Origin of the sequence: Christiangramia sabulilitoris, assembly GCF_007050985.1 — a bacterium.
Lineage (GTDB): Bacteria > Bacteroidota > Bacteroidia > Flavobacteriales > Flavobacteriaceae > Christiangramia > Christiangramia sabulilitoris.
Genome location: NZ_VHSF01000003.1, coordinates 110,132 through 130,870, shown reverse-complemented (window position 1 = coordinate 130,870; position 20,739 = coordinate 110,132). Strand labels below are relative to the sequence as shown.

Sequence of the window (20,739 nt, the reverse complement as noted above, 5' to 3'; positions counted from 1 at the left end):
CGTTAAAACCGGCAAATTAATTGCGATACTTTTAGTACTTAAGCATACAAGGAATGAGATTTTGGTTTACCCTACTGATGAGTTTACTTATCATGACCAACTTTCTGGCTATTTATAATCTGGACCATCAATCAGACCGGTGGTTCAGATTTGGAGCGACGTTAATTCTGGCTGGGCTTTTTCTGCGCAATTATTTATCTAATTACAGGTTATTACTTGTTTTTCTATTGTTGGTCCTTTGCGATGGACTCCTCGTTTATTACGAAATTCCAATTTTAAAAAAAATAGTATACGTCTCACGTATCCTGGCGTATTTGTTTCTCATTCTTTTAGTTTCGCAATATCTTCAAAAATTAAAATTGAATGTAGTGACCATCGTTATAGCTACTGCTACGATAGCCTTGGATCTTTATTTACTAAATGATATGGCAGGGTCTTTGCCAGAGGCAGACCGTGACCCCTGGTTCCTTATCTTATTTTATACCCTGGGAATGATTTCACTGGCGGTGGTTGCAGTGTCGATCTCCTTTCTAAACCGGTATGCCAATAAACAAAGCCTCTACCTGGTTTTAGTTACTATTGGTTTTGTCTTGTCTGATATTTTTTATTACAATGCCTATTACCTGGAATTTGATGTTTTTTATTATTTCGATAGGTTCTGTAATATATGTGCCCTGGGAGCTTTGGTTCTATTGGCCAGGGAAATAAAGTTCGCTAAAAATAAGTTTCAGTTAAAGCCCGGCGAATTTTAGGTGATTTCAGGAATTTGAAAATTTATCAATCCAATCGAGGTTGTTTTTCGTAAATATCGGCCAACCAACCAAAATAGGATGTTATCAAAAAATTTAATTCCAGCAATTACGCTGGTGCTAATCCTCGTTAATTGCATCGTCACCTACTTGTTTGATCTTGACGCGGGCAGATGGGCCCGTCTAATTACCACCTTGATATTTTTCACTCTGTCGATTGGCCGGGGTAGGAGAAACATGAAGATCTTAGTTGCTTTTTCTTTCCTGCTATTTTCAGATATCCTGCTTTTCTTTTATGAAAATTCCCTCGCTAGCTCAGTTACTTTTATCTTGAGGATCGTGGCTTATCTTCTGCTGGTTTCAACTGTTTTTCCTCAAATACGGAATCTTAAAAGCAGCCTTTTCCAAAGGTTTGTTTTTTTACTTGTTTTTGGTGTTAACCTGGTAATGCTGGTGTTCCTGGTAGATATGATACCGGCGAAATTTGACTATCCTTATATGAATGTACTTTTCTATGCATATGGTATCACCATGCTGGCCTTATTGATCGCTGCCATCTCATATAACAACCGGTATTCAGATGAGCCGTCATTTTTCTTTGCTGCTGCAGCACTTTTTCTCGTATTTTCAGATATAACTTCTTTTATAGCTTATTACCTTGAGTTTTATGAATTTTATTATCCAGACAGGATTTTCTATATTCTGGGTTTAGCGGGGCTAATTAAATTTAGCAGATTTGCGGGTCGCCGGAGGGCAGTTCCCCAATTAGAAAGCCTTTAAAGCTTTCTCTGAAATTTCAGGCAAAATATCGTAAATTTGCTTTCCTAAATTCAGTAGTAATATATGATTGAGAGACTTAATATCGTAAAACAGCGGTTTGATGAGGTGAACGATTTGATTATTCAGCCGGATGTAATTTCAGACCAGAAGCGATATATTGAATTAAATAAAGAGTACAAGGACCTAAGAGCCCTGATGGATGAGCGTGAGAAATACATCAGCTTGACCGATAATATCCAGGAAGCCGAAGAGATCATTGCAGACGGGAGTGATCCTGAAATGACCGATATGGCCAAACTGCAACTGGAAGAAGCAAAAGCACAATTGCCTGAACTTGAGGATAAGATAAGGATGATGCTTATTCCTAAAGATCCTGAGGACGGGAAGAATGTTGTGATGGAAATTCGTGCCGGTACCGGTGGTGATGAAGCCAGTATTTTTGCAGGAGATCTGTACCGCATGTATACCAAATATGTGGAAAGCAGAGGCTGGAGCCATAACATCGTTGATTTTAGCGAAGGAACCAGTGGTGGATTTAAAGAGATGATCTTCGAAATCTCTGGAGAGGATGTATATGGAACTATGAAATTTGAGGCCGGTGTTCACCGTGTACAAAGAGTTCCTCAAACTGAAACCCAGGGTAGAGTACATACCTCGGCCGCTACGGTTATGGTACTTCCTGAGGCTGAAGAATTTGACGTGCAGATAGATCCAAAGGATGTAAGAATAGATTATTTCTGTTCTTCCGGTCCCGGTGGACAGTCGGTAAACACGACCTATTCTGCAGTAAGGCTTACTCACGAACCTACAGGTTTGGTGGCGCAGTGTCAGGATCAGAAATCTCAGCATAAGAACAAGGAGAAAGCATTCCGCGTATTACGTTCGAGATTGTACGAAATGGAACTGGCCAAAAAGATGGAGGCCGATGCCGCAAAGCGAAATTCAATGGTTTCCAGTGGGGACCGTAGTGCCAAGATTAGAACCTATAACTATGCGCAGAGCAGGGTGACAGATCACAGGATCAATCTCACCTTATACGATCTTTCAAATATCATCAATGGTGATATCCAGAAGATCATCGACGAGTTACAATTAGCTGAGAATACAGAGAAGCTGAAAGAAAACTCAGATATACTTTAAACAGAATATTTTAATCCCCTGGTTGTGGCCAGGGGATTTTTTTATGTAACATCAGAAGCATTATTTAATTCCTGGTGGTTACAAATGACAATCGAAATATTATAATATGACTTCACAGGAACTTACGGAGCAGATTTTTAAAAAGCGATCTTTCTTATGCGTAGGTCTGGATACAGACCTGGAAAAGATCCCTACCTATTTACTATCAGAAAAAGATCCTGTATTCAGTTTTAATAAGGCGATTATCGATGCCACACATAAATATTGTGTGGCTTATAAACCCAACATTGCCTTTTATGAAGCTATAGGCGCTGATGGCTGGAAAGCCCTGAAAAAAACGATCGACTACCTGCATTCTGAATATCCCGAAATCTATACAATCGCCGACGCGAAAAGGGGTGATATTGGCAATACTTCACGTATGTATGCCAAAGCTTTTTTCGAAGATCTCGGCTTCGATTCGATTACAGTTGCTCCATATATGGGTAAAGATTCAGTAGAACCATTCCTGGAATTCACTAATAAGCATACGATCTTACTGGCCCTTACTTCAAATGAAGGTGCTTTCGATTTTCAAACCTTAAAGAACGGGGAAGATGAATTGTATAAGAAAGTGATCGAGACCTCGAAAGGCTGGCAGAATTCTGAAAATCTGATGTATGTGGTAGGTGCCACCAAGGCCGAATACCTGGCAGATATACGTAGGATCATTCCTGAGAATTTCCTGTTAGTTCCCGGTGTCGGCGCACAGGGAGGAAGCCTAGAAGAGGTGTGCAAATATGGGATAACTAAGAATGTTGGTTTACTTGTAAATTCTTCCCGAAAGATCATTTATGCTTCAGATTCCTCCAATTTTGCCGAGATCGCCGGGGCCAAAGCTGAAGCCATGCAAAACCAGATGGCCGAAGAGCTGGATAAACTATAATTCGTTACGATGGAAATTCAGGATCAGTTAGGCCGAACAATTGAACTGAAGAAAACTCCTTCCAGGATTATTTCGCTGGTCCCCAGTCAAACCGAATTAATCGTAGACCTGGGATTGGAAAGTTCGCTGGTTGGTATTACGCACTATTGTGTTCATCCCGCCAACCTGAAAAATACAAAAAATAGGGTTGGGGGAACCAAAAAAGTAAACCTTCGCAAAGTCAAGGAGCTTAAACCAGATATCATTCTCTGTAATAAAGAAGAAAACACGAAATCCATGGTCGAGGAACTGGAGAAAATAGCGCCGGTGCACGTATCCAATGTTGCTACGCTTGCAGATGCCTACGATCTGATGCTGGATTACGGGATGATTTTCGAATGTGAGGAATTAGCCAAGACCATGGTGCAGGCAATTCAGAAAAAAGAGAAGACGCTTAGAGAATTGGTTAAAAATTCTGAAAATAAGAAGGTGGCTTACTTTATCTGGAAGGATCCATTTATGGTTGCCGGAAAAGGAACTTTTATCGATGACATGCTTAAACTGAATAATTTCAGCAATATATTTTCTGACGAAAGATATCCTGAAACAAGTCTTAAGCAGTTATCTGGTAAGGATATAGATTTATGCCTACTTTCTTCTGAACCTTTTCCCTTTGAAGAAAAACATAAAGTAGATTTTGAAAAATATGGTTTTAAAACCAAGATCGTAAATGGGGAATATTTTAGCTGGTATGGCAGCCGGCTTTTAAAAGCGATGAAATATTTCACGCAATTTCACGCCTAGCTTCTACCAGGCTGCAATTCATACGCTTTAGTTCGGCCAATATCTTTCGGGCTCTTAAATTTAACTGGTCACTCTTTTTTTTATCTATTAATGCTATCTTATAAGATCTCTGCATTAATCTGGAGTACTTTTCACAAAGCAACTCTTCACGGGTTTTATTCTCGAATATTCTAAACATAAAAATTATAATCTATCCATCAACACCTATCAGTCTTACTAAGCAAAGCTAAGGAGCACTAACTATATAGATTAATAACGGGTAGTTAAGTTTTTTTTAAAATAGTATTGATATCAGGAAAGAATTGTTAAAATTTTAGGCGATGTAAGAATAATCTTAATTGTCCTGTAATGCAAAAACCTTTCTTAGGAGGTCGGTGGTTCTCGCTGAAATACTGTTTCTAATGTCCCTTTCTTCCTGTGCGATCATAACATACACTCCATCCAGTGCCTGATTTGTAACGTAATCTGGTAGATCTGGATTTACATTGGAGGTAATAGGAAGCGAATTATATTTTTGAATTATACTTTTCCAGACCTGGGTAGCGCCAACCTTATCTAACGAATTTGTAATAATAGGATTGAACCTGGCATAAAGCTCTTTTTCTGTTCTGGAGGAAAGATATACCGTGGCGGCATTATCTGCTCCTAAAAGGATATTACGCGCATCTGTGAAGCTAATACCTTTCACTGCGTCCACGAACACCGGAATCGCTTCGCTTACAGCATCTTCCGCTGCACGATTCAAAACCTTTATTCCTTTATCGGCAAGGGCATCAAGGCCAACATCTCTCAGGGTTTTATCCACCTTTTGCAATTCTGGCGGAAGCCCAATACGTACCAGTTCATTTTTAAAGAAACCATCTTCTCTGGCTAAGCTGCTAACCTCCTTGTCTATCCCAAACTGCAATGCCTGTTTCAGGCCAGAGCCTATTTCACTATCAGATACACCGTATCCATTAGGTAATTGCGTGGCAATTTGTTGTAATTCAGCGCAGGAAGAGAATAGCAGGATCGCAAAAAGGACGGTAAGCTTTTTCATGAATAGTAGTTTCTTCAAATATAAAAGCAAAAAGTAAATTCCCGGTTTGATAAAAGTTATAATAAACCTAAAACCGAGGAATTTAATGGTGTTGACACAATTCAGGTAAAAACTATAACCCGGTTATCATAAACCATGGTTTTTCTTTCAAGATGTAGTTTAATTCCGCGGGCAAGAACTATTTTTTCAAGGTCCCTTCCTTTCAAAATAAGATCCCTTACCGCATGGCTATGTGAAATTCGCGCAATATCCTGTTCGATGATCGGTCCGGCATCTAACTCATCTGTAACATAATGACAGGTTGCCCCGATGATCTTTACCCCGCGTTTATAAGCGAAATGATATGGTTTGGCCCCGGCAAAGGCGGGTAGAAATGAATGATGAATATTAATAATCCTGTTCGGATACTTATCGATCATTCTGGTCGAAACAATTTGCATATACCTGGCCAGAACTATAAAGTCTATTTTCTCCTGTTCCAGTAATTCAAGCTGTTCACGTTCGGCTATGTTCTTCTCTCCATTCTGGACGGGTATATGGTAAAACGGAATATCAAAATTCTCGGCTACATGCTTAAGATCTTCATGATTGCTAATAATCATAGGGATATCCAGGCTTAATTCACCGGATTTGTACCTGCTTAAAATATCATAAAGACAATGATCATATTTAGAAACGAAAATTGCCATTCTCAACCTGGTATCACTACTAAACAACTGCCAGACCATATTATATGGAGTGCCAATTTCGTATTCAAATTTATTCTTCAATTCATTCAACTTAATTTCATATTGAAATTCGCATTCCAGACGCATAAAGAAGGTTTTGTTCTCGTTATCTACATATTGATCGATATAGATTATATTACCTTTATGGGAATGAAAAAATGAAGTGACAGAGGCTATGATCCCGGAGGTGTCCGCGCAATGAATTAGCAGAGTGATTTTAGCCATGCTATGCTTTTTGTTCTTTTAAAATTAAACAAATGACCTCACTTCATATCATGCTTCATAGAAATTTATACTATTGTGAAGAAAGCCTTGAAAAATTTACAATTTTCGTAAATTGCGGCTCTTAAAATCCCTAAGAATTAGAAATGGAACAACAAACCCCTTATAAACCTGAAAATAAAATAAGAATTGTAACCGCAGCTTCCCTTTTTGACGGCCACGATGCAGCTATAAATATTATGCGCCGTATCATCCAGGCTACCGGAGTTGAAGTGATCCACCTTGGGCATGACCGTAGTGTGGAAGAAGTGGTGAATTGTGCGATCCAGGAGGATGCCCAGGCCATCGCCATGACCTCTTATCAGGGAGGGCACACCGAATATTTTAAATATATGTTTGACCTTTTGAATGAAAAAGGAGCCGGGCATATTAAGATCTTCGGTGGTGGAGGTGGAGTGATCCTTCCAGATGAGATCAAAGAATTGATGGATTATGGAATAGATCGTATCTATTCTCCAGATGATGGCAGGGAAATGGGACTTCAGGGGATGATCAATGATATGATCAAAAGAGTAGATAATGAAGTTCCTTGCTTGAAAGATTCTGATAAAGTTGCAGAAAACCTGCAGAATAAAAATGTTAACACCATTTCCCGGCTTATCTCATTGGCTGAAAACAGGCATGAGGAATTCGAAAGATTTTTTGATAAGAATTCTTATAAAACTAAGAACACTCCGGTTCTGGGTATTACCGGTACCGGTGGATCAGGGAAATCTAGTCTGGTAGATGAGCTGGTAAGAAGATTCTTAATGGACTTTCCAGATAAGCATATAGGGATCGTATCTGTAGATCCTTCAAAAAAGAAAACTGGTGGAGCCTTACTCGGGGATAGAATTCGTATGAATTCAATTAATCACGAGCGTGTTTACATGCGCTCATTGGCTACAAGGCAGGCAAACCTTGCATTATCCAGGCATGTGGCAGAAGCGGTAGATGTGCTTAAAGCTTCAGGTTTTGACCTGATCATTCTTGAAACTTCGGGAATAGGCCAAAGTGATACTGAGATTTTAGATCATTCTGATGTTTCCTTATATGTGATGACACCAGAATTTGGAGCTGCCACTCAGCTGGAAAAGATAGATATGCTGGATTTCGCAGACCTCGTTGCGATCAACAAATTCGATAAAAGAGGAGCACAGGATGCACTTAGAGATGTTAAAAAGCAATATCAGCGTAATCATCAGTTATGGCATACAGATGCAGATACGCTTCCGGTATTTGGAACTATAGCGTCTCAGTTCAACGATCCCGGGATGAACACACTTTACAAAAGCATCATGGATGTTGTAGAGGAGAAAACGAAATCGGGTTTAACTTCTACTTTCGAAATTTCTAAGGAAATGAGTGAGAAGATCTTCGTGATCCCGCCAAAGCGTACCCGCTACCTTTCAGAAATTGCTGAAAATAACAGAGGTTACGATGAAAAAGCCAGTGCCCAGGTAGAGGTTGCGCAGAGGCTTTACGGAATATATAAAACAATACTTTCTGTAGCTAATTTCTCATCGGCCGGTAATGAGACAGCTTACCTTACAAAAAACGGACTGGATGCAGATGAGATCCTGAACCAGGTTCAGAATGACGGGAATGATGATTTTCTAAAATTGCTTATTGCTGAATTTGATAAAACCAAAATGGATCTGGACCCATATAACTGGGAAATGATCCTTGGATGGAACGAAAAGGTAACTAAATACAGGGAGCCGGTTTACAGTTTTAAAGTTCGCGATAAAGAGATAAAGATCGATACACATACAGAATCACTTTCACATACCCAGATCCCGAAAGTAGCACTTCCAAAGTATAAAGCCTGGGGAGATATTCTAGGCTGGATCTTGCAGGAAAATGTACCGGGAGAGTTTCCATACACCGCAGGATTGTATCCGTTCAAAAGAACAGGAGAAGATCCTACCAGGATGTTTGCCGGTGAAGGTGGACCAGAAAGAACTAACAGGCGTTTTCATTATGTTAGTGCGGGACTACCTGCAAAACGTTTATCTACGGCTTTTGACTCGGTAACTCTCTATGGAAACGATCCGGATCACCGTCCGGATATCTATGGAAAGATTGGAAATTCAGGAGTATCTATTTGCTGTCTTGATGATGCCAAGAAATTGTATTCTGGTTTCGACCTGGCAGACGCGATGACTTCAGTGAGTATGACCATCAACGGACCTGCCCCCATGTTACTTGGATTTTTCATGAATGCGGCCATAGATCAGAATTGTGAAAAGTACATCAAGGAAAATGGCCTGGAAGAGAAAGTTGAAGCTAAGCTGAAAGAATTATATGATGACAATGGTATAGCGAGACCTGTATATCGTGGAGAACTGCCGGAAGGTAATGACGGTTTAGGTTTGATGCTTCTGGGATTAACAGGAGATCAGGTATTGCCTAAGGATGTTTATGAAAAGATCAAGGCTGAAACCATCAGTGTGGTTCGTGGAACTGTCCAGGCAGATATACTAAAAGAAGATCAGGCACAAAATACCTGTATTTTCTCAACGGAATTCGCTCTTAGGCTAATGGGTGACGTCCAGGAATATTTCATCGAGGAAAAAGTAAGGAACTTTTATTCGGTTTCAATTTCTGGATACCATATTGCAGAAGCAGGAGCCAATCCTATAACACAGCTTGCTTTTACTTTGGCGAACGGTTTCACTTATGTGGAATATTATCTAAGCCGAGGCATGGATATTAATAAGTTCGGGCCAAATTTATCTTTCTTTTTCTCGAATGGAGTAGATCCGGAATATGCTGTTATTGGTCGTGTAGCGAGAAGGATCTGGTCTAAAGCATTAAAGCATAAATATGGTGCTAATTCCAGGGCACAGATGCTGAAATACCATATACAGACCTCAGGTAGATCTTTGCATGCCCAGGAGATCGATTTTAATGATATAAGAACAACGCTTCAGGCACTTTATGCGATCTATGACAACTGTAATTCGTTGCATACAAATGCTTATGATGAAGCGATCACCACGCCTACAGAAGCTTCGGTTAGAAGAGCCATGGCGATACAGTTGATCATAAATAAGGAATTAGGTCTTACCAAGAATGAAAACCCTATCCAGGGATCTTTTATAATTGAAGAATTGACAGACCTGGTTGAAGAAGCTGTGCTGACAGAATTTGACAGAATCACTGAAAGAGGAGGAGTTCTTGGTGCGATGGAAACCATGTATCAACGTGGTAAGATCCAGGAAGAAAGTCTTTACTATGAGACATTGAAACATAATGGGGATTACCCAATAATTGGCGTAAATACATTTTTAAGCTCAACAGGATCTCCAACGGTTACCCCGGGAGAGGTAATTAGAGCTACTGAAGAAGAGAAAGAACACCAGATCACCACTTTAGAAACATTGCATAAAGCTAAAGAGTCTAAGGCTGAAGCAACCCTGGAGAGAATTAAAAAGGCGGCTGTAAACAATGAGAACCTTTTTGAAGAGCTTATGGAAGCAACCAAAGTTTGTTCATTAGGGCAGATCACCCATGCCTTGTTTGAAGTTGGAGGACAATACAGAAGAAATATGTAAGCAGGCTCTCGCCCTCGCTCTTGCGAGGGCGTAGAGATCGCTTATCCCGATGAGCCTTAGCGATTTCAGGATCTCTGGCGAGTTTCGATCTTACTGAAAATTCCGGGATGCAGCCTTCCCTGCAACTGTTGATGAGTTTTTTACCATTAATAAGATGATGTTTCTATGTAGATTCAGATAAAATCTGATTCAAAATGGTGCGAATCACTGGTTGAAGTCAGTTCCAGTGACCAAGGAAGATCACTCTTTATCCCTGATTTTTCTTTTAAGCCGCTGGATCGCCCGATAAACCGTCATATCTGAAACATTATAGTTCTTAGCGATTTTCGAAATGGGGATGCCTTTAGAGTTGCTAACCAGGGCAGAATAGGTTTGATCTTTAGTAAGCTTACTTAACTTGAGATCATTCTCAAATTTTCTTTCTTTACTGATCTTATGAGTTTTACTCCAGTAAAGATTATCAGGGTGCAGGTTCTCAATATTACCGTCTTTATAAGTAGCATAATATCTGCCTTCAGGACTAAGACCTTTGTAAGTTTCCAGAATTAACTTTGGAACCGAATATTGAGAACGGTTAAAGTATACGATTTTCAGGGTTTTTCCGGTTTTACCACGGTGATCCCTTATGTTAAGTGATTTGCCATCGAATTTTAATTCAGAACCATCTTCTTTGATCTGTAACTTTTCAAACCTGGGGTGTGATTTCCATTGATTACTCATCTTACATCAGTTAAAATAAAAAATCAATTTTTGAGATTAGAATAATTACAGGTGAAGATAAGTAATTATAAAACAGGAAGTAAATTAGTAAAAACTAGCAGATATTCTATAAGTTCCTGCTTAATGGAAAATCTTGTTTAGCAATACCGGAAATCATAAGTTAAGTTTCCAGTTCCTTTGAAGTTTTCTGAATTTTTGTAGTTCCTTTTGCAATATGATCAGGAAATCTCTCCCGTTACTGCTAACATATTCCAGTCGCTCACAACTTTTATACAACCTGTCGGTCAGGTTTCCAACACTGGCCACATACTGCATCCTGGTATCCTGGAAAAATTCTGTTTCAGCTCTTTGAATATTGAAGATCAGGGAATGAGAATTTCTAATTATATCTCCGGTAAAATAGATGCGATTATCTTCGTTACCCTGATCGTTCAGCGACGCCAGATCTGGAACAAGATAATCTGAAATGCGGCGTGAAATCTGCATGATCTCGCAGGCTTTATAATATAAAGCTGAATACTTTCTATCCCTGTAACCTGAAAAATATTTCACCGCTGATTTTTACTCTAAAGTACTAAGCAAACTTAATACTGTGATTTATAAATTAAGGTAAAATGATATAAAATATTTAAAAATTAAATAAATTAGACACTGTAACTTTAATATTATGGATAAACTAAATTGGGCAATTCTTGAGGAATTACAAAAAAATGCCAGGGTAGGATTTGCAGAAATTGGAAGAAAGGTAGGTCTAACTTCGCCAGCGGTTGCAGAGCGTGTTCGTAAAATGGAGGATAGTGGAATAATTGATTCATATCACGTTCATCTATCGCATCAAAAAGCCGGATATCAATTACGGGCCATAATTACCTTGCGGGCTTTTACGGGAAGGCTTAAAGCGTTTCTGGAAACGGTAAAAGAATATCCAGAGGTGATCAACTGTTATCGTATTACCGGGAACGAAAATATAATAATGGAAGTTGTGCTTCGTGACCAGGTACATCTGGAAAAACTAATTGATAAATTGATTACTTACGGCGAAACCAGGACCCATATTGTTTTATCGAATGTGATAAAAGATGCTCCTATTGTGCAACGTATTGGCTGATTTTAGACCTCCCGGGATTTCTTAATATAATGCAAGAATCTGTTCGGGCATAAATGTTAAAATTTACGATTTTAAAGGTTTCTGTTAACAGCTTTCTCCCTGCAAATATTTCTTTTAGTTAAAATGGAATTAATTGTATTTTCCTTATGACTAGTACGCCTTATATGTACCTAAATTTGATGCAAAATTGAAAGTAAAAATCAAGTTATGAAGAAGAAGGCGTTATTATTTTTAGTGTTAGCACTAATTACCGGATTGGTAGGATTTACCGGTTTGTCGTTTTCGGGAATTGAAGTGATCAGAGTGTTATTCCTGATTTTTGCAGACCTGCTTATCATATCACTAATGGCAAAGTTATTTTTTCCAGATAAGCCAAGAATGAAATACCAACCGGTTAAGAAATAAAAGAATAATTCAAGAGATTAAAAACCCACAAATTTTGTTTGTGGGTTTTTTTATGGAATAAATACTGAGACAATCCTTATATTTAAATCTATTCTGTTTTTATGAAAGGACTATTATTTGCATTTTTTACAATTTTTATATTATCAGGTCTAGGTGCTCAGGAATATAGGATCACCAAAGGTGGAGTTACAAATTCATTGGCAATTCCCGGAGCTCCGGGGGAAACCTATGCATTATATATCCCCAGGGATTATTCTCCCGAAATGAACTGGCCGGTGATTTTTACCTTTGATCCGCAGGGCAGAGGAGCGAAATCTGCCAGCCTGTTCCGGCTGGCCGCTGAAAATCAACAATATATTATCGCTGCTTCAAATTTTAATCTGCAAAACCGGCCCGTAGACAGCATAGTTAGAAAAGCAGCGGCAATGATGGACAATGTTTTGAGGAGTTTTCCAGTAGATCCACTGTTGGTCTATACTGCAGGTATGGAAGAAGGCGCCCAGGTAGCATCAGCATTACCTTTGATTTATAAAAAAATGGCTGGTGTGATGGCCATTGGAAACTCTTTTGTAAATGCTAACTATCTCGATAAGGAGAATCCATATATGTTTATTGGGATAGCCGGGAAAAAAGACTATATGGTCTATGAGATGGAAGATTATTTGAGATTTTATGATGATCTGGATTTCCCTACAGATGTTTATTACTTTGATGGAAAGCAAAATGAATGGCCTTCAGCACAGGTAATATCAAATGCAGTTACAGGATTTACCCTGGAAGCCATCCGGAAAGGAAAACGGCCTGATGATCCTGAATTTATAAAAAAACTTTTTGAAGATGAACTGGCCTTTTCTGAATCTTTGCGTAGAACCCGTCAGTATCATGCTGCTTTTGAAAAATTAGACAGGATGAAAGTGAAGTATGAGGATTATGGATTTGAAGAGGTGATTGAAGAAAAGAAGAAGGAGATAAAGCGGATTAAGAACTACCGCTCACAAAAAAACAAATTCCGTCAGGCTGTGGCTTTCGAGAAAGAACAGCAAAGAGAATATGAATATCTATTAAAAACAGATATCATGACCGCTAATTTTCAAAATATAGGTTGGTGGGCCTACCAGATAGATGAGTTGAATAAGCTTAAAGACAAAGATGAGGTCGCACAGTCTAATATGGCGCACAGGCTATTGGGGTATCTTGATTTTGTTTCGAAAAGGGAGTTTGATGAAATTATGAGATCGCAGGCAAACATAGACATAAAGATCTTTATTAGCGTTTTGCGTACGGCAATTAATAAAGAAGATCCGGAGGCTTATTTTAAGATCATTTCATTAGCTGCCCTGGATGGAGATGAAGAAACAGCCTTGTTATATCTCGAAGATCTACTCAAAACAGGTTACAATGACCTGGAATCCCTGTACAATATTGAGGGGGCGCTGGATCTTCAGTTCAATCCGGAGTATAATGCGATCATTAAAAGATATCTGGGAGAGTCTAAGTTTTTTAATGAATAGGTGCCCCGTCAGATTCTTTCTTAAGTAATCCCTTTAGGACAAATAGAAGCACACAGGTAAGGATAGCGAGGGCGAACATGGTATACCAGGTGAATTTAAAACCAAAGTTATCAATTAGCTGCATCCCTGTATTGTGACCAAAAATGTGACTTACGGAAAATGCAATACTGTAAAGCGCCATATAGGATCCTCTTTTTTTACCATCAGACCTGTTCAAGGCAAAACTGTTAGAGAAGGGGAACCCGATCATCTCGCCAATAGTCACCAGAAGCATTCCAACCACGAGTATTCCCACCCAGCCAGTTAAATTGATTACCAGAAAACTTATACCCGTTAATAGGGTTCCAAGAATTACATAAGCCGTCGCCGAAAAATTTTTGTTTTCCAGGAATTTAATAAGTGGCATTTCAAACAGGAAAATAAAAAGTCCGTTTAGGCCTAGTAATAATCCTATTTCGAATTCATTTAAATCGTGAACTTCAGCATAATAAAGAGGCATAGTGGAGAAGTACTGGATAAAAATGAAGCCAAAGATCATCATTGCAACAATGAATACCATATAGATCCCGTCGGTCATAGCAGATTTAGCTTGAACCACAATATCTTCCGGTTCAGGGGCAGATCTTTTGGGGTGCAGCAGGCGCAGTAAAAGCAGCCCTGCAGCCAGGCAGGTAATTCCGTCTATCCAAAACAGACCACTGTAGCCACTTGTGGCGATAATTAATCCTCCCACAGCGGGTCCTGCTGAAAACCCGAGGTTGATCGCTAATCTTATCAGGGTAACAGACCTGGTCCTGTTTTCAGGTTTACTATAGGCGCTAATTGCCACAAATACGGCAGGTCTGAATATATCTGCAACGGTCATCACCAGGTAAATACCCAGGCAAATGGGCCAGAACGATTCTGGAAATTGTAACAATACAAACAAGACCGATGACACGATAAGGCTTATGGCCATAGTTTTATAATGCCCTATCAGGTCTGTAAGTCTGCCTCCCAGCCACGAACCGGTTACCGATCCCAGGCCGAAAAATGTAAGGATCCAGCCTACCTCTTCTAGCGTAAAGCCGCGGCTTTTGGTAAGATAAAGGGATAAGAAAGGAATGACCATGGTGCCGGCCCGGTTAATAAGGGTAATAACTGCCAGCAACCAGATCTCTTTTCGTAAACCCTGAAAAGATCCATAATAAGATTTAAATAAATTCTTCATGCTCTCTGATGAAGGTTCAAAATTAAATTAATTACTCCTGTAATTATCATTAATTTTAAAACCATAATTAGATTTTCCATGCAGAGATATTTATATGTTCTAAGCTTAATTCTGGTAATTTCGGTTTCTGGTTCTTTAACTGCTCAGGAATCCAGGCTAATAGAAGATGCAGAAGACTTTCAGTCACATCTGGATCTGGAATTTGCAGATCCCGAAAAATCTCCTTTGGAAGATGAAGATCTGATGGATTTTCAGGGACTGGATTTTTTTGAAATCGATCCGCAATTCATTGTAGCAGCAGAATTTGTGCGAACTCCGGCAGAGCCTCCATTTGCCATGAAAACAAGTACAGAAAGAATGCCTGTCTATGTGAAGTATGGGGAGCTCTATTTTACTTTAAAGGGAGAAGATTTTAAGCTTAATGTGTATCAGAACCAGGAATTAGTACAGGATCCGGATTATTTTGATTATCTCTTCTTACCCTTTACAGATAGGACCAATGGGAAATCTACCTATGGCGGTGGCAGATATTTAGACCTGCGAATACCAGAGACTAATGAGGTGATCATTGATTTCAACCAGGCTTATAACCCTTATTGTGCTTATAGCGGCAAATATTCCTGTCCCATTCCTCCTGCAGAGAACGATCTGGAAATTGAAATATTTGCCGGTGTAAAAGCATTTAATAACTATTGATTAGAACGCATATATGGCTGCCAGGATGAAGGAAGCGAGATTGTCTGTAGCCGTAAGGTCCTGATCCAGGAAAACCTCCTCAGAAATGCTATCCAATCTAAATTCAGGTTTTATAATGAGTCCTCCTACCACATAACTTCCGGTTAAAGTAAAATCGAGGGAGCGCACATCTGCTCCGTAAACCGGACCGCCATCTTCAAGTTCCTTAAAATATTCAGCCCGTAGACCCAGACCGAAACTTTCTGTTAAAGCGACTTGAGGGTAAAGGGCCGCTCCGTAAAATCCTGTCCCGTCTGTTGTTTGATAGCTCCCGTTGAAACCTAGATAGAAACTTTCAGATAGATCCCAACCGGTAGTAAGGTCTATTTGAAATAATGCGTCGTTAGATAAAGATTGTTCACCATACAGAAGATTCAAAAAAGCGCTCCCGGAGGCATTGGAATAGCCCAGCTGTCCTCCGAATGAATATTTTCCAATTGGATTGAATTCCGTATAATCTGTGGGATTCATAACAGCCAGCATTCCTGTCCAGTTATCATCGAAGCTAAAATCTGCCTTTAGTCCGGTATGGGAGAAAGGGCCATAGGAGAACAAGTAGGAAGTGCTGTAATTAAAATTGGCAGCAGGTGAGATAACTTCATAGCCCAGAAAGGTATTCCAGTTTCCCAGGGTAAACTTCAGTGCGTCATTCACCTTGTAATAAGCATACAACTGATTAACAATATTGGTGGAAGGAGTGGAAAGAAATACGGCATCTTCACCACGGGGACCAAAAACCAGGTCGGCCACAAAACCAACTTTATCGTCTTCATATCCTAAAATTATGTTTGCCATACCTATGGCGAATCCGGGATCGTTGGCAAACGAAGTTGCCGGGGCTGCAGGAATAAAGGTTGCGGGATCTCCTCCTACAATCTCTTCAGATTTATTTAATCCATTAAAATTGGTTCTGAAATAGGCGTCTACGCTTCCATTAATGGAGAATCTGGAAGAAGGCTCTTCTTCCTGAGAAAATAAAATAGAAGTAGTAAAGGCAACCGGTAGTAAAAACATAATTTTTACTAATTTTGAAAAAGTAATTGCTTTCATAATAAAACTGATTAATGAATTGGTTTAACTTTTAGTTTAGCGACTTGGTTGATCTTTTATTGATCTAATATTAAAAGCTGTTATTTTATACGGAGCGTTCTGCAAAACGCTCCGTTTTTTGTTTAACAGAAAAGGTTTACTAATGCTGATTTAATCCAAAATCTGGATAGGCATCCATCCCATGTTCATGTATGTCCAGGCCTTCGGTCTCTTCTTTCGCAGGAACACGAATTCCAATACTTACCTTGAGAACATAGAAAATAAGGAAAGAACCTACTATGCATATAGCCGCATAACAGGCTACCCCGATTAGTTGCGTTATAAACTGATCGAACCCGGCAAGATTCCCAAATATACCTACCGCAAGTGTTCCCCAAATACCGCAGATCAAATGCACGGCCACAGCTCCCACAGGATCATCCAGCCTTATTCTATCAATCAGGGCTACGCCAAATACAATGATCGCTCCGGCAATACCGCCAATTAGAACGGCATCTGTAGGCGACATCTGGTCTGCACCCGCGGTAATTCCTACCAGTCCTCCTAGAATACCATTTAGGAACATGGTGATGTCATAATTCTTATATCTTAATGAAGAAACTATAAATGATGAGACTCCTCCAGCCGAAGCTGCTAAACAGGTTGTAACCAAAGTGAGTGAAGTTAATTCTGGATCTGCAGATAATACCGAGCCGCCATTAAATCCAAACCAGCCCAACCATAATATTAAAACTCCTGCGGTAGCAAAGGGCATATTGTGACCGGGAAAAGCACCAATTTTTCCATCTTTGAATTTGCCAATTCTTGCACCCAGTAACCAAATGGCTACCAGTGCTGCCCATCCTCCAACTGAGTGGACCAGGGTCGATCCCGCGAAATCATAGAATCCCATTTCATCAAGGAATCCACCGCCCCATTTCCATGATCCTGCGATAGGGTAAACCAGGCCAACATATAACACTACAAAGACCATAAAACTATTCAATTTGATACGTTCTGCTACGGCCCCGGAAACTATAGTGGCAGCAGTGGCTGCGAACATTCCCTGGAATAGGAAATCTGTCCAGTAGGTATAGCCTTCATTGTAAGCGAGGTCTAATGATCCATCTGCGATAGGACTGCTAAGCCCAAAACCGGCAAAGCCAAAAAAGCCGTTAAATTCTCCGGGGTACATTAAATTAAAGCCCAGAAGGCAGTAAAGGAGCAGGCCAACGGTGATAATAAAAAGATTTTTGAATAAGATATTGATTGTGTTCTTTTGCCTGGTTAGACCTATCTCCAATAATGCAAAACCAAGATGCATAAAGAAAACCAGGGCTGTACAGATCATCATCCATACATTATTTACTGTTAGTAATCCTTCCATAATTTTTTCTGTTAGTAGATTCTAATAATTTTACTTTAAGGAGTCTGCGCCCTTTTCTTTGGTTCTTATTCTGTAAGCCTCCTCGATGCTTGAAACGAAGATTTTGCCGTCTCCAACTTTACCGGTATAGGCAGCTTTTAATAATGTTTCCACGGTTTTTTCCAGGAATGAATCGGTCACCACGATTGAGAGATATCGTCTTTGAATATCGGCAGTGCTGTAGGTTACGCCTCTGTAGACATGACCTACTTTCTCATTACCAACCCCGGTAACATCCCAGTAACTAAAAAAAGTCACTCCTATTTCGTGAAGTGCCTCCTTGGTTTCATCGAATTCTGATTTTCGAATGATCGCTTCAATTTTTTTCATGATTTTTGTTTAATTATTGGTTAAATGTATTAAAATCAAGAACCTAACCCCTTAATAAATAGGGTTAATTGTTTATTTTTATCATATAAAAAACAAACACCCCTAAAAAATTAGGGGTGTTTATTTTAAATAAGTGTTTTTTCAGAATTCTATATTCTGAAAAATCTGTTTATAGGTATTTTGATATAATAATGCCGATGAGGATAGCTAGAATTCCTAAAATAAGACTTCCGAAGAAATAAACTGAGAAACTTAAATAGTCGCCTGACTTGATAAGTGAATAATTTTCAAATGAAAAAGTGGAGAATGTGGTAAAGCCACCACAAAAACCGATTCCTAAAAGGATATTTGCAGGACTGTTCAGTGAATTTGTCTTTAAGGCCCATCCTAATAAAATTCCCAGAATTAAGCTTCCGGCAACATTTACCAGAATTGTCCCATAGGGGAGAAGGTGCCCTGCATTCAGATATTTAGTAATGATATACCTTAGGCTGCTGCCCAGGCCTCCACCTATAAATACCAGTATCAGATTCTTGATCATTTAACAGGAGTTTCCTTTTTTAGAGGAATATAGATATGGGTGATCCATTTTGCCGGGTTCGCATTGTCTTTAGGCCCCGTTGCATATACCTCAAAAGCTTGTGCTTCAACGTCTGCCACCAGGCCGTTTTCCTGAATATAGGCGTAAGCAGTATCCCATGCTTCTTTTAAATTGGTATAGTCGCCTTTAAGTGTGATTTTCAAGGTTCTTTGGTTAGGCATAAAACCTGTTAGAACTGAACTTTCTGCCGGAACAATCACCTCACTGGGAGTAAAGAAGCCTGAAGAATAAATGGCTGTGCCCGCCTCTTCGTTCCACTGATTGTATAGTACAAATGGGTTACCCACCTGTTCAATATTATTTTCGGTCATATAGTTATCCACTTCATCGATCATCTTTGGCATCCTTTCTGAAACCTGACTTATTTTACTTGCCGTGGTAACATACATATAATATCCACCACCATGTTGGGTAATCCCGGCTATATTCACAGAATAGGTATCCATTTTTTCGCGAAGTACTTCCTCGAGATTATTGAGGCCTTTTGTGAACATTGGTTGCATCATATCATTAAGACTTTCATCCTGAAATAAAAAGGCGGCTTTTTCCATAAAATTTTGCTCTCCTTTCATTCCCCAGGTGACCAGGGTGCTATCGCCTTCTTTTTGAAATTCCCAGTATATATCACTGGTAGATTCGCCAAAGGGAGTTTTAAAAGTGATGATTTGCTCCAGGTTGGTAAATGGATTGGCTTTGGTTGTTTCAATTTCGCCTTCACCCATTTCTTCACTGCTCCACGAATAGGAAGCTCCTTCACCACTGGTTTTTTCTCCATAGTTAATGATCATATCTGTAGCTTCCTGAGACCATGGTTCCCAGCTCTTCCAGGTTGTAAAATCGTTTACTTCATTGAAAATCACTTCCTGGGGAGCAGCCATCATTTCCTTTTTTTCCACCTGGAATTTGCCGTCTTTGGTGGCAATATATATTGAGGCGCCAATAATAAATATGAGTAAAAGGAAAAGTAGATACTTGAAAATTTTCATGGTTAATTACAATTTGGTAGTGCTAATATAAGTAAATTCAGAAATCGGGCGTAAGTTAATTCCTATGCGACTAGTGGTTGAGTCTGGATTTTATTAGGAAAAGTATAAGGATAAATACAATGAAACCTACCAATACATATATACTTCCTTTGTAATACTTCTGGTGTAATTTAATATCCTTCCTGTAGCTGAAGATCATTATGATAATAAAAGCGATCACAAAAAGACCTGCGAAGATGAGCTGTCCGTTAGAAAACATTTTGACTATTTTTATGCAAAGTTAACTTTTTAATGCTTGAAACAATATGAAGAAAAGAATTGCCGCGGTAAAAGAATTTCATTCGGCTTTTGGTCTTGGAATTAATGAAAAACCGGTCGCTAACCTGGGGGAAGCAAAAAATTTGCTCAGGTTTAATCTAATGAAAGAAGAGAATGAGGAATACCTGGAAGCAGCGAATAGTAATGATCTGGCAGAAGTGGCCGACGCTCTGGGTGATATGCTCTATATACTCTGCGGTACTATCATTGAGCATGGTATGCAACATAAGATCGAGGAAGTATTTGATGAAATCCAGTCCAGTAATATGAGTAAACTTGGAGCAGATGGGAAACCTATTTATCGTGAGGATGGAAAAGTTTTAAAGGGGCCCAATTATTTTAAACCAGATATAGAAAAGATCCTCGAGAGTTAGGCAGTTTATTGTGATAAATTA

Annotated in this window: 23 protein-coding genes; 11 read left to right on the top strand and 12 right to left on the bottom strand. The window is 39.3% G+C overall.

All coding sequences use genetic code 11. From position 1 onward, the window contains the following. Positions 1 to 53 precede the first annotated feature (53 nt). The 5 genes from FGM01_RS10820 (at position 54) to FGM01_RS10800 (ending at position 4,377) form a co-directional block, all read left to right on the top strand. Complete coding sequence (locus FGM01_RS10820) at positions 54 to 752, top strand: hypothetical protein (RefSeq protein WP_143411190.1); 699 nt, start codon at positions 54 to 56, stop codon at positions 750 to 752. Positions 753 to 830: 78 nt separating this feature from the next. After that, positions 831 to 1,529: a lysoplasmalogenase family protein gene (locus FGM01_RS10815; RefSeq protein ID WP_341478034.1), complete on the top strand. Its 699-nt coding sequence runs from the start codon at positions 831 to 833 to the stop codon at positions 1,527 to 1,529. Positions 1,530 to 1,592: 63 nt separating this feature from the next. Further along, positions 1,593 to 2,669 (top strand): peptide chain release factor 1, encoded by a 1,077-nt coding sequence (gene prfA, locus FGM01_RS10810; protein WP_143411188.1) that lies wholly within the window; start codon positions 1,593 to 1,595, stop codon positions 2,667 to 2,669. Between the two features lie 106 nt (positions 2,670 to 2,775). Continuing rightward, a complete protein-coding gene (gene pyrF, locus FGM01_RS10805; RefSeq protein ID WP_143411187.1) occupies positions 2,776 to 3,594 on the top strand; it encodes an orotidine-5'-phosphate decarboxylase in 819 nt (272 codons plus the stop codon). Between the two features lie 9 nt (positions 3,595 to 3,603). After that, complete coding sequence (locus tag FGM01_RS10800; protein WP_143411186.1) at positions 3,604 to 4,377, top strand: ABC transporter substrate-binding protein; 774 nt, start codon at positions 3,604 to 3,606, stop codon at positions 4,375 to 4,377. Here the strand turns inward: FGM01_RS10800 and FGM01_RS10795 are convergent. The 3 genes from FGM01_RS10795 to purU form a co-directional block, all read right to left on the bottom strand. Next, a complete protein-coding gene (locus FGM01_RS10795; protein WP_143411185.1) occupies positions 4,358 to 4,555 on the bottom strand; it encodes a Lacal_2735 family protein in 198 nt (65 codons plus the stop codon). The two genes, FGM01_RS10800 and FGM01_RS10795, sit on opposite strands and share 20 nt — an antisense overlap. Before the next feature lie 156 nt (positions 4,556 to 4,711). Beyond that, positions 4,712 to 5,416, bottom strand: a complete 705-nt coding sequence (locus FGM01_RS10790) for a DUF4197 domain-containing protein (RefSeq protein ID WP_143411184.1) — start codon at positions 5,414 to 5,416, stop codon at positions 4,712 to 4,714. A gap of 101 nt (positions 5,417 to 5,517) precedes the next feature. Then, complete coding sequence (gene purU, locus FGM01_RS10785; RefSeq protein ID WP_143411183.1) at positions 5,518 to 6,369, bottom strand: formyltetrahydrofolate deformylase; 852 nt, start codon at positions 6,367 to 6,369, stop codon at positions 5,518 to 5,520. 143 nt (positions 6,370 to 6,512) lie between these two features. Between purU and FGM01_RS10780 the strand changes: the two genes are divergently transcribed. Continuing rightward, the gene (locus FGM01_RS10780; RefSeq protein WP_143411182.1) at positions 6,513 to 9,965 is read left to right on the top strand and encodes a methylmalonyl-CoA mutase family protein; all 3,453 of its coding nucleotides are present in this window, start codon (positions 6,513 to 6,515) and stop codon (positions 9,963 to 9,965) included. 240 nt (positions 9,966 to 10,205) lie between these two features. Here the strand turns inward: FGM01_RS10780 and FGM01_RS10775 are convergent, their stop codons facing one another. Beyond that, a complete protein-coding gene (locus tag FGM01_RS10775; RefSeq protein WP_143411181.1) occupies positions 10,206 to 10,685 on the bottom strand; it encodes a helix-turn-helix domain-containing protein in 480 nt (159 codons plus the stop codon). 153 nt (positions 10,686 to 10,838) lie between these two features. Beyond that, positions 10,839 to 11,237 (bottom strand): hypothetical protein, encoded by a 399-nt coding sequence (locus tag FGM01_RS10770; protein ID WP_143411180.1) that lies wholly within the window; start codon positions 11,235 to 11,237, stop codon positions 10,839 to 10,841. Positions 11,238 to 11,352: 115 nt separating this feature from the next. Here FGM01_RS10770 and FGM01_RS10765 point away from each other — a divergent pair, with 115 nt between their 5' ends. The 3 genes from FGM01_RS10765 to FGM01_RS10755 all read left to right on the top strand — a co-directional run bounded on the left by FGM01_RS10765 (position 11,353) and on the right by FGM01_RS10755 (position 13,709). Beyond that, positions 11,353 to 11,793 (top strand): Lrp/AsnC family transcriptional regulator, encoded by a 441-nt coding sequence (locus FGM01_RS10765; protein ID WP_143411179.1) that lies wholly within the window; start codon positions 11,353 to 11,355, stop codon positions 11,791 to 11,793. 207 nt (positions 11,794 to 12,000) lie between these two features. Then, on the top strand, positions 12,001 to 12,198 hold the full coding sequence (locus tag FGM01_RS10760) for a DUF1328 domain-containing protein (protein ID WP_143411178.1): 198 nt from the start codon (positions 12,001 to 12,003) through the stop codon (positions 12,196 to 12,198). 101 nt (positions 12,199 to 12,299) lie between these two features. Then, complete coding sequence (locus tag FGM01_RS10755) at positions 12,300 to 13,709, top strand: alpha/beta hydrolase family protein (RefSeq protein WP_143411177.1); 1,410 nt, start codon at positions 12,300 to 12,302, stop codon at positions 13,707 to 13,709. On the opposite strand, the gene FGM01_RS10750 is transcribed toward FGM01_RS10755, so the two are convergent. Next, on the bottom strand, positions 13,699 to 14,919 hold the full coding sequence (locus tag FGM01_RS10750) for an MFS transporter (RefSeq protein ID WP_143411176.1): 1,221 nt from the start codon (positions 14,917 to 14,919) through the stop codon (positions 13,699 to 13,701). The genes FGM01_RS10755 and FGM01_RS10750 overlap by 11 nt on opposite strands. A 78-nt stretch (positions 14,920 to 14,997) precedes the next feature. Here FGM01_RS10750 and FGM01_RS10745 point away from each other — a divergent pair, with 78 nt between their 5' ends. Then, positions 14,998 to 15,615, top strand: a complete 618-nt coding sequence (locus tag FGM01_RS10745) for a DUF1684 domain-containing protein (RefSeq protein WP_143411175.1) — start codon at positions 14,998 to 15,000, stop codon at positions 15,613 to 15,615. Here the strand turns inward: FGM01_RS10745 and FGM01_RS10740 are convergent, their stop codons facing one another. The 6 genes from FGM01_RS10740 to FGM01_RS10715 all read right to left on the bottom strand — a co-directional run bounded on the left by FGM01_RS10740 (position 15,616) and on the right by FGM01_RS10715 (position 20,285). Continuing rightward, a complete protein-coding gene (locus FGM01_RS10740; protein WP_143411174.1) occupies positions 15,616 to 16,704 on the bottom strand; it encodes a porin in 1,089 nt (362 codons plus the stop codon). Between the two features lie 139 nt (positions 16,705 to 16,843). Beyond that, a complete protein-coding gene (locus FGM01_RS10735; RefSeq protein ID WP_143411173.1) occupies positions 16,844 to 18,070 on the bottom strand; it encodes an ammonium transporter in 1,227 nt (408 codons plus the stop codon). A 30-nt stretch (positions 18,071 to 18,100) separates the two neighbouring features. Next, entirely contained in the window at positions 18,101 to 18,439 is a 339-nt protein-coding gene (locus tag FGM01_RS10730) for a P-II family nitrogen regulator (RefSeq protein WP_143411172.1), read from the bottom strand. A gap of 169 nt (positions 18,440 to 18,608) precedes the next feature. Further along, positions 18,609 to 18,980 (bottom strand): fluoride efflux transporter CrcB, encoded by a 372-nt coding sequence (crcB, locus tag FGM01_RS10725; protein WP_143411171.1) that lies wholly within the window; start codon positions 18,978 to 18,980, stop codon positions 18,609 to 18,611. Further along, positions 18,977 to 20,026: an SRPBCC family protein gene (locus FGM01_RS10720; RefSeq protein WP_143411170.1), complete on the bottom strand. Its 1,050-nt coding sequence runs from the start codon at positions 20,024 to 20,026 to the stop codon at positions 18,977 to 18,979. Before FGM01_RS10720 ends, crcB begins: the two co-directional genes overlap by 4 nt. A 70-nt stretch (positions 20,027 to 20,096) precedes the next feature. Continuing rightward, a complete protein-coding gene (locus tag FGM01_RS10715; protein WP_143411169.1) occupies positions 20,097 to 20,285 on the bottom strand; it encodes a hypothetical protein in 189 nt (62 codons plus the stop codon). Between the two features lie 46 nt (positions 20,286 to 20,331). Here FGM01_RS10715 and FGM01_RS10710 point away from each other — a divergent pair, with 46 nt between their 5' ends. Beyond that, positions 20,332 to 20,718: a pyrophosphohydrolase domain-containing protein gene (locus tag FGM01_RS10710; RefSeq protein WP_143411168.1), complete on the top strand. Its 387-nt coding sequence runs from the start codon at positions 20,332 to 20,334 to the stop codon at positions 20,716 to 20,718. The last annotated feature ends 21 nt before the right edge of the window (positions 20,719 to 20,739 follow it).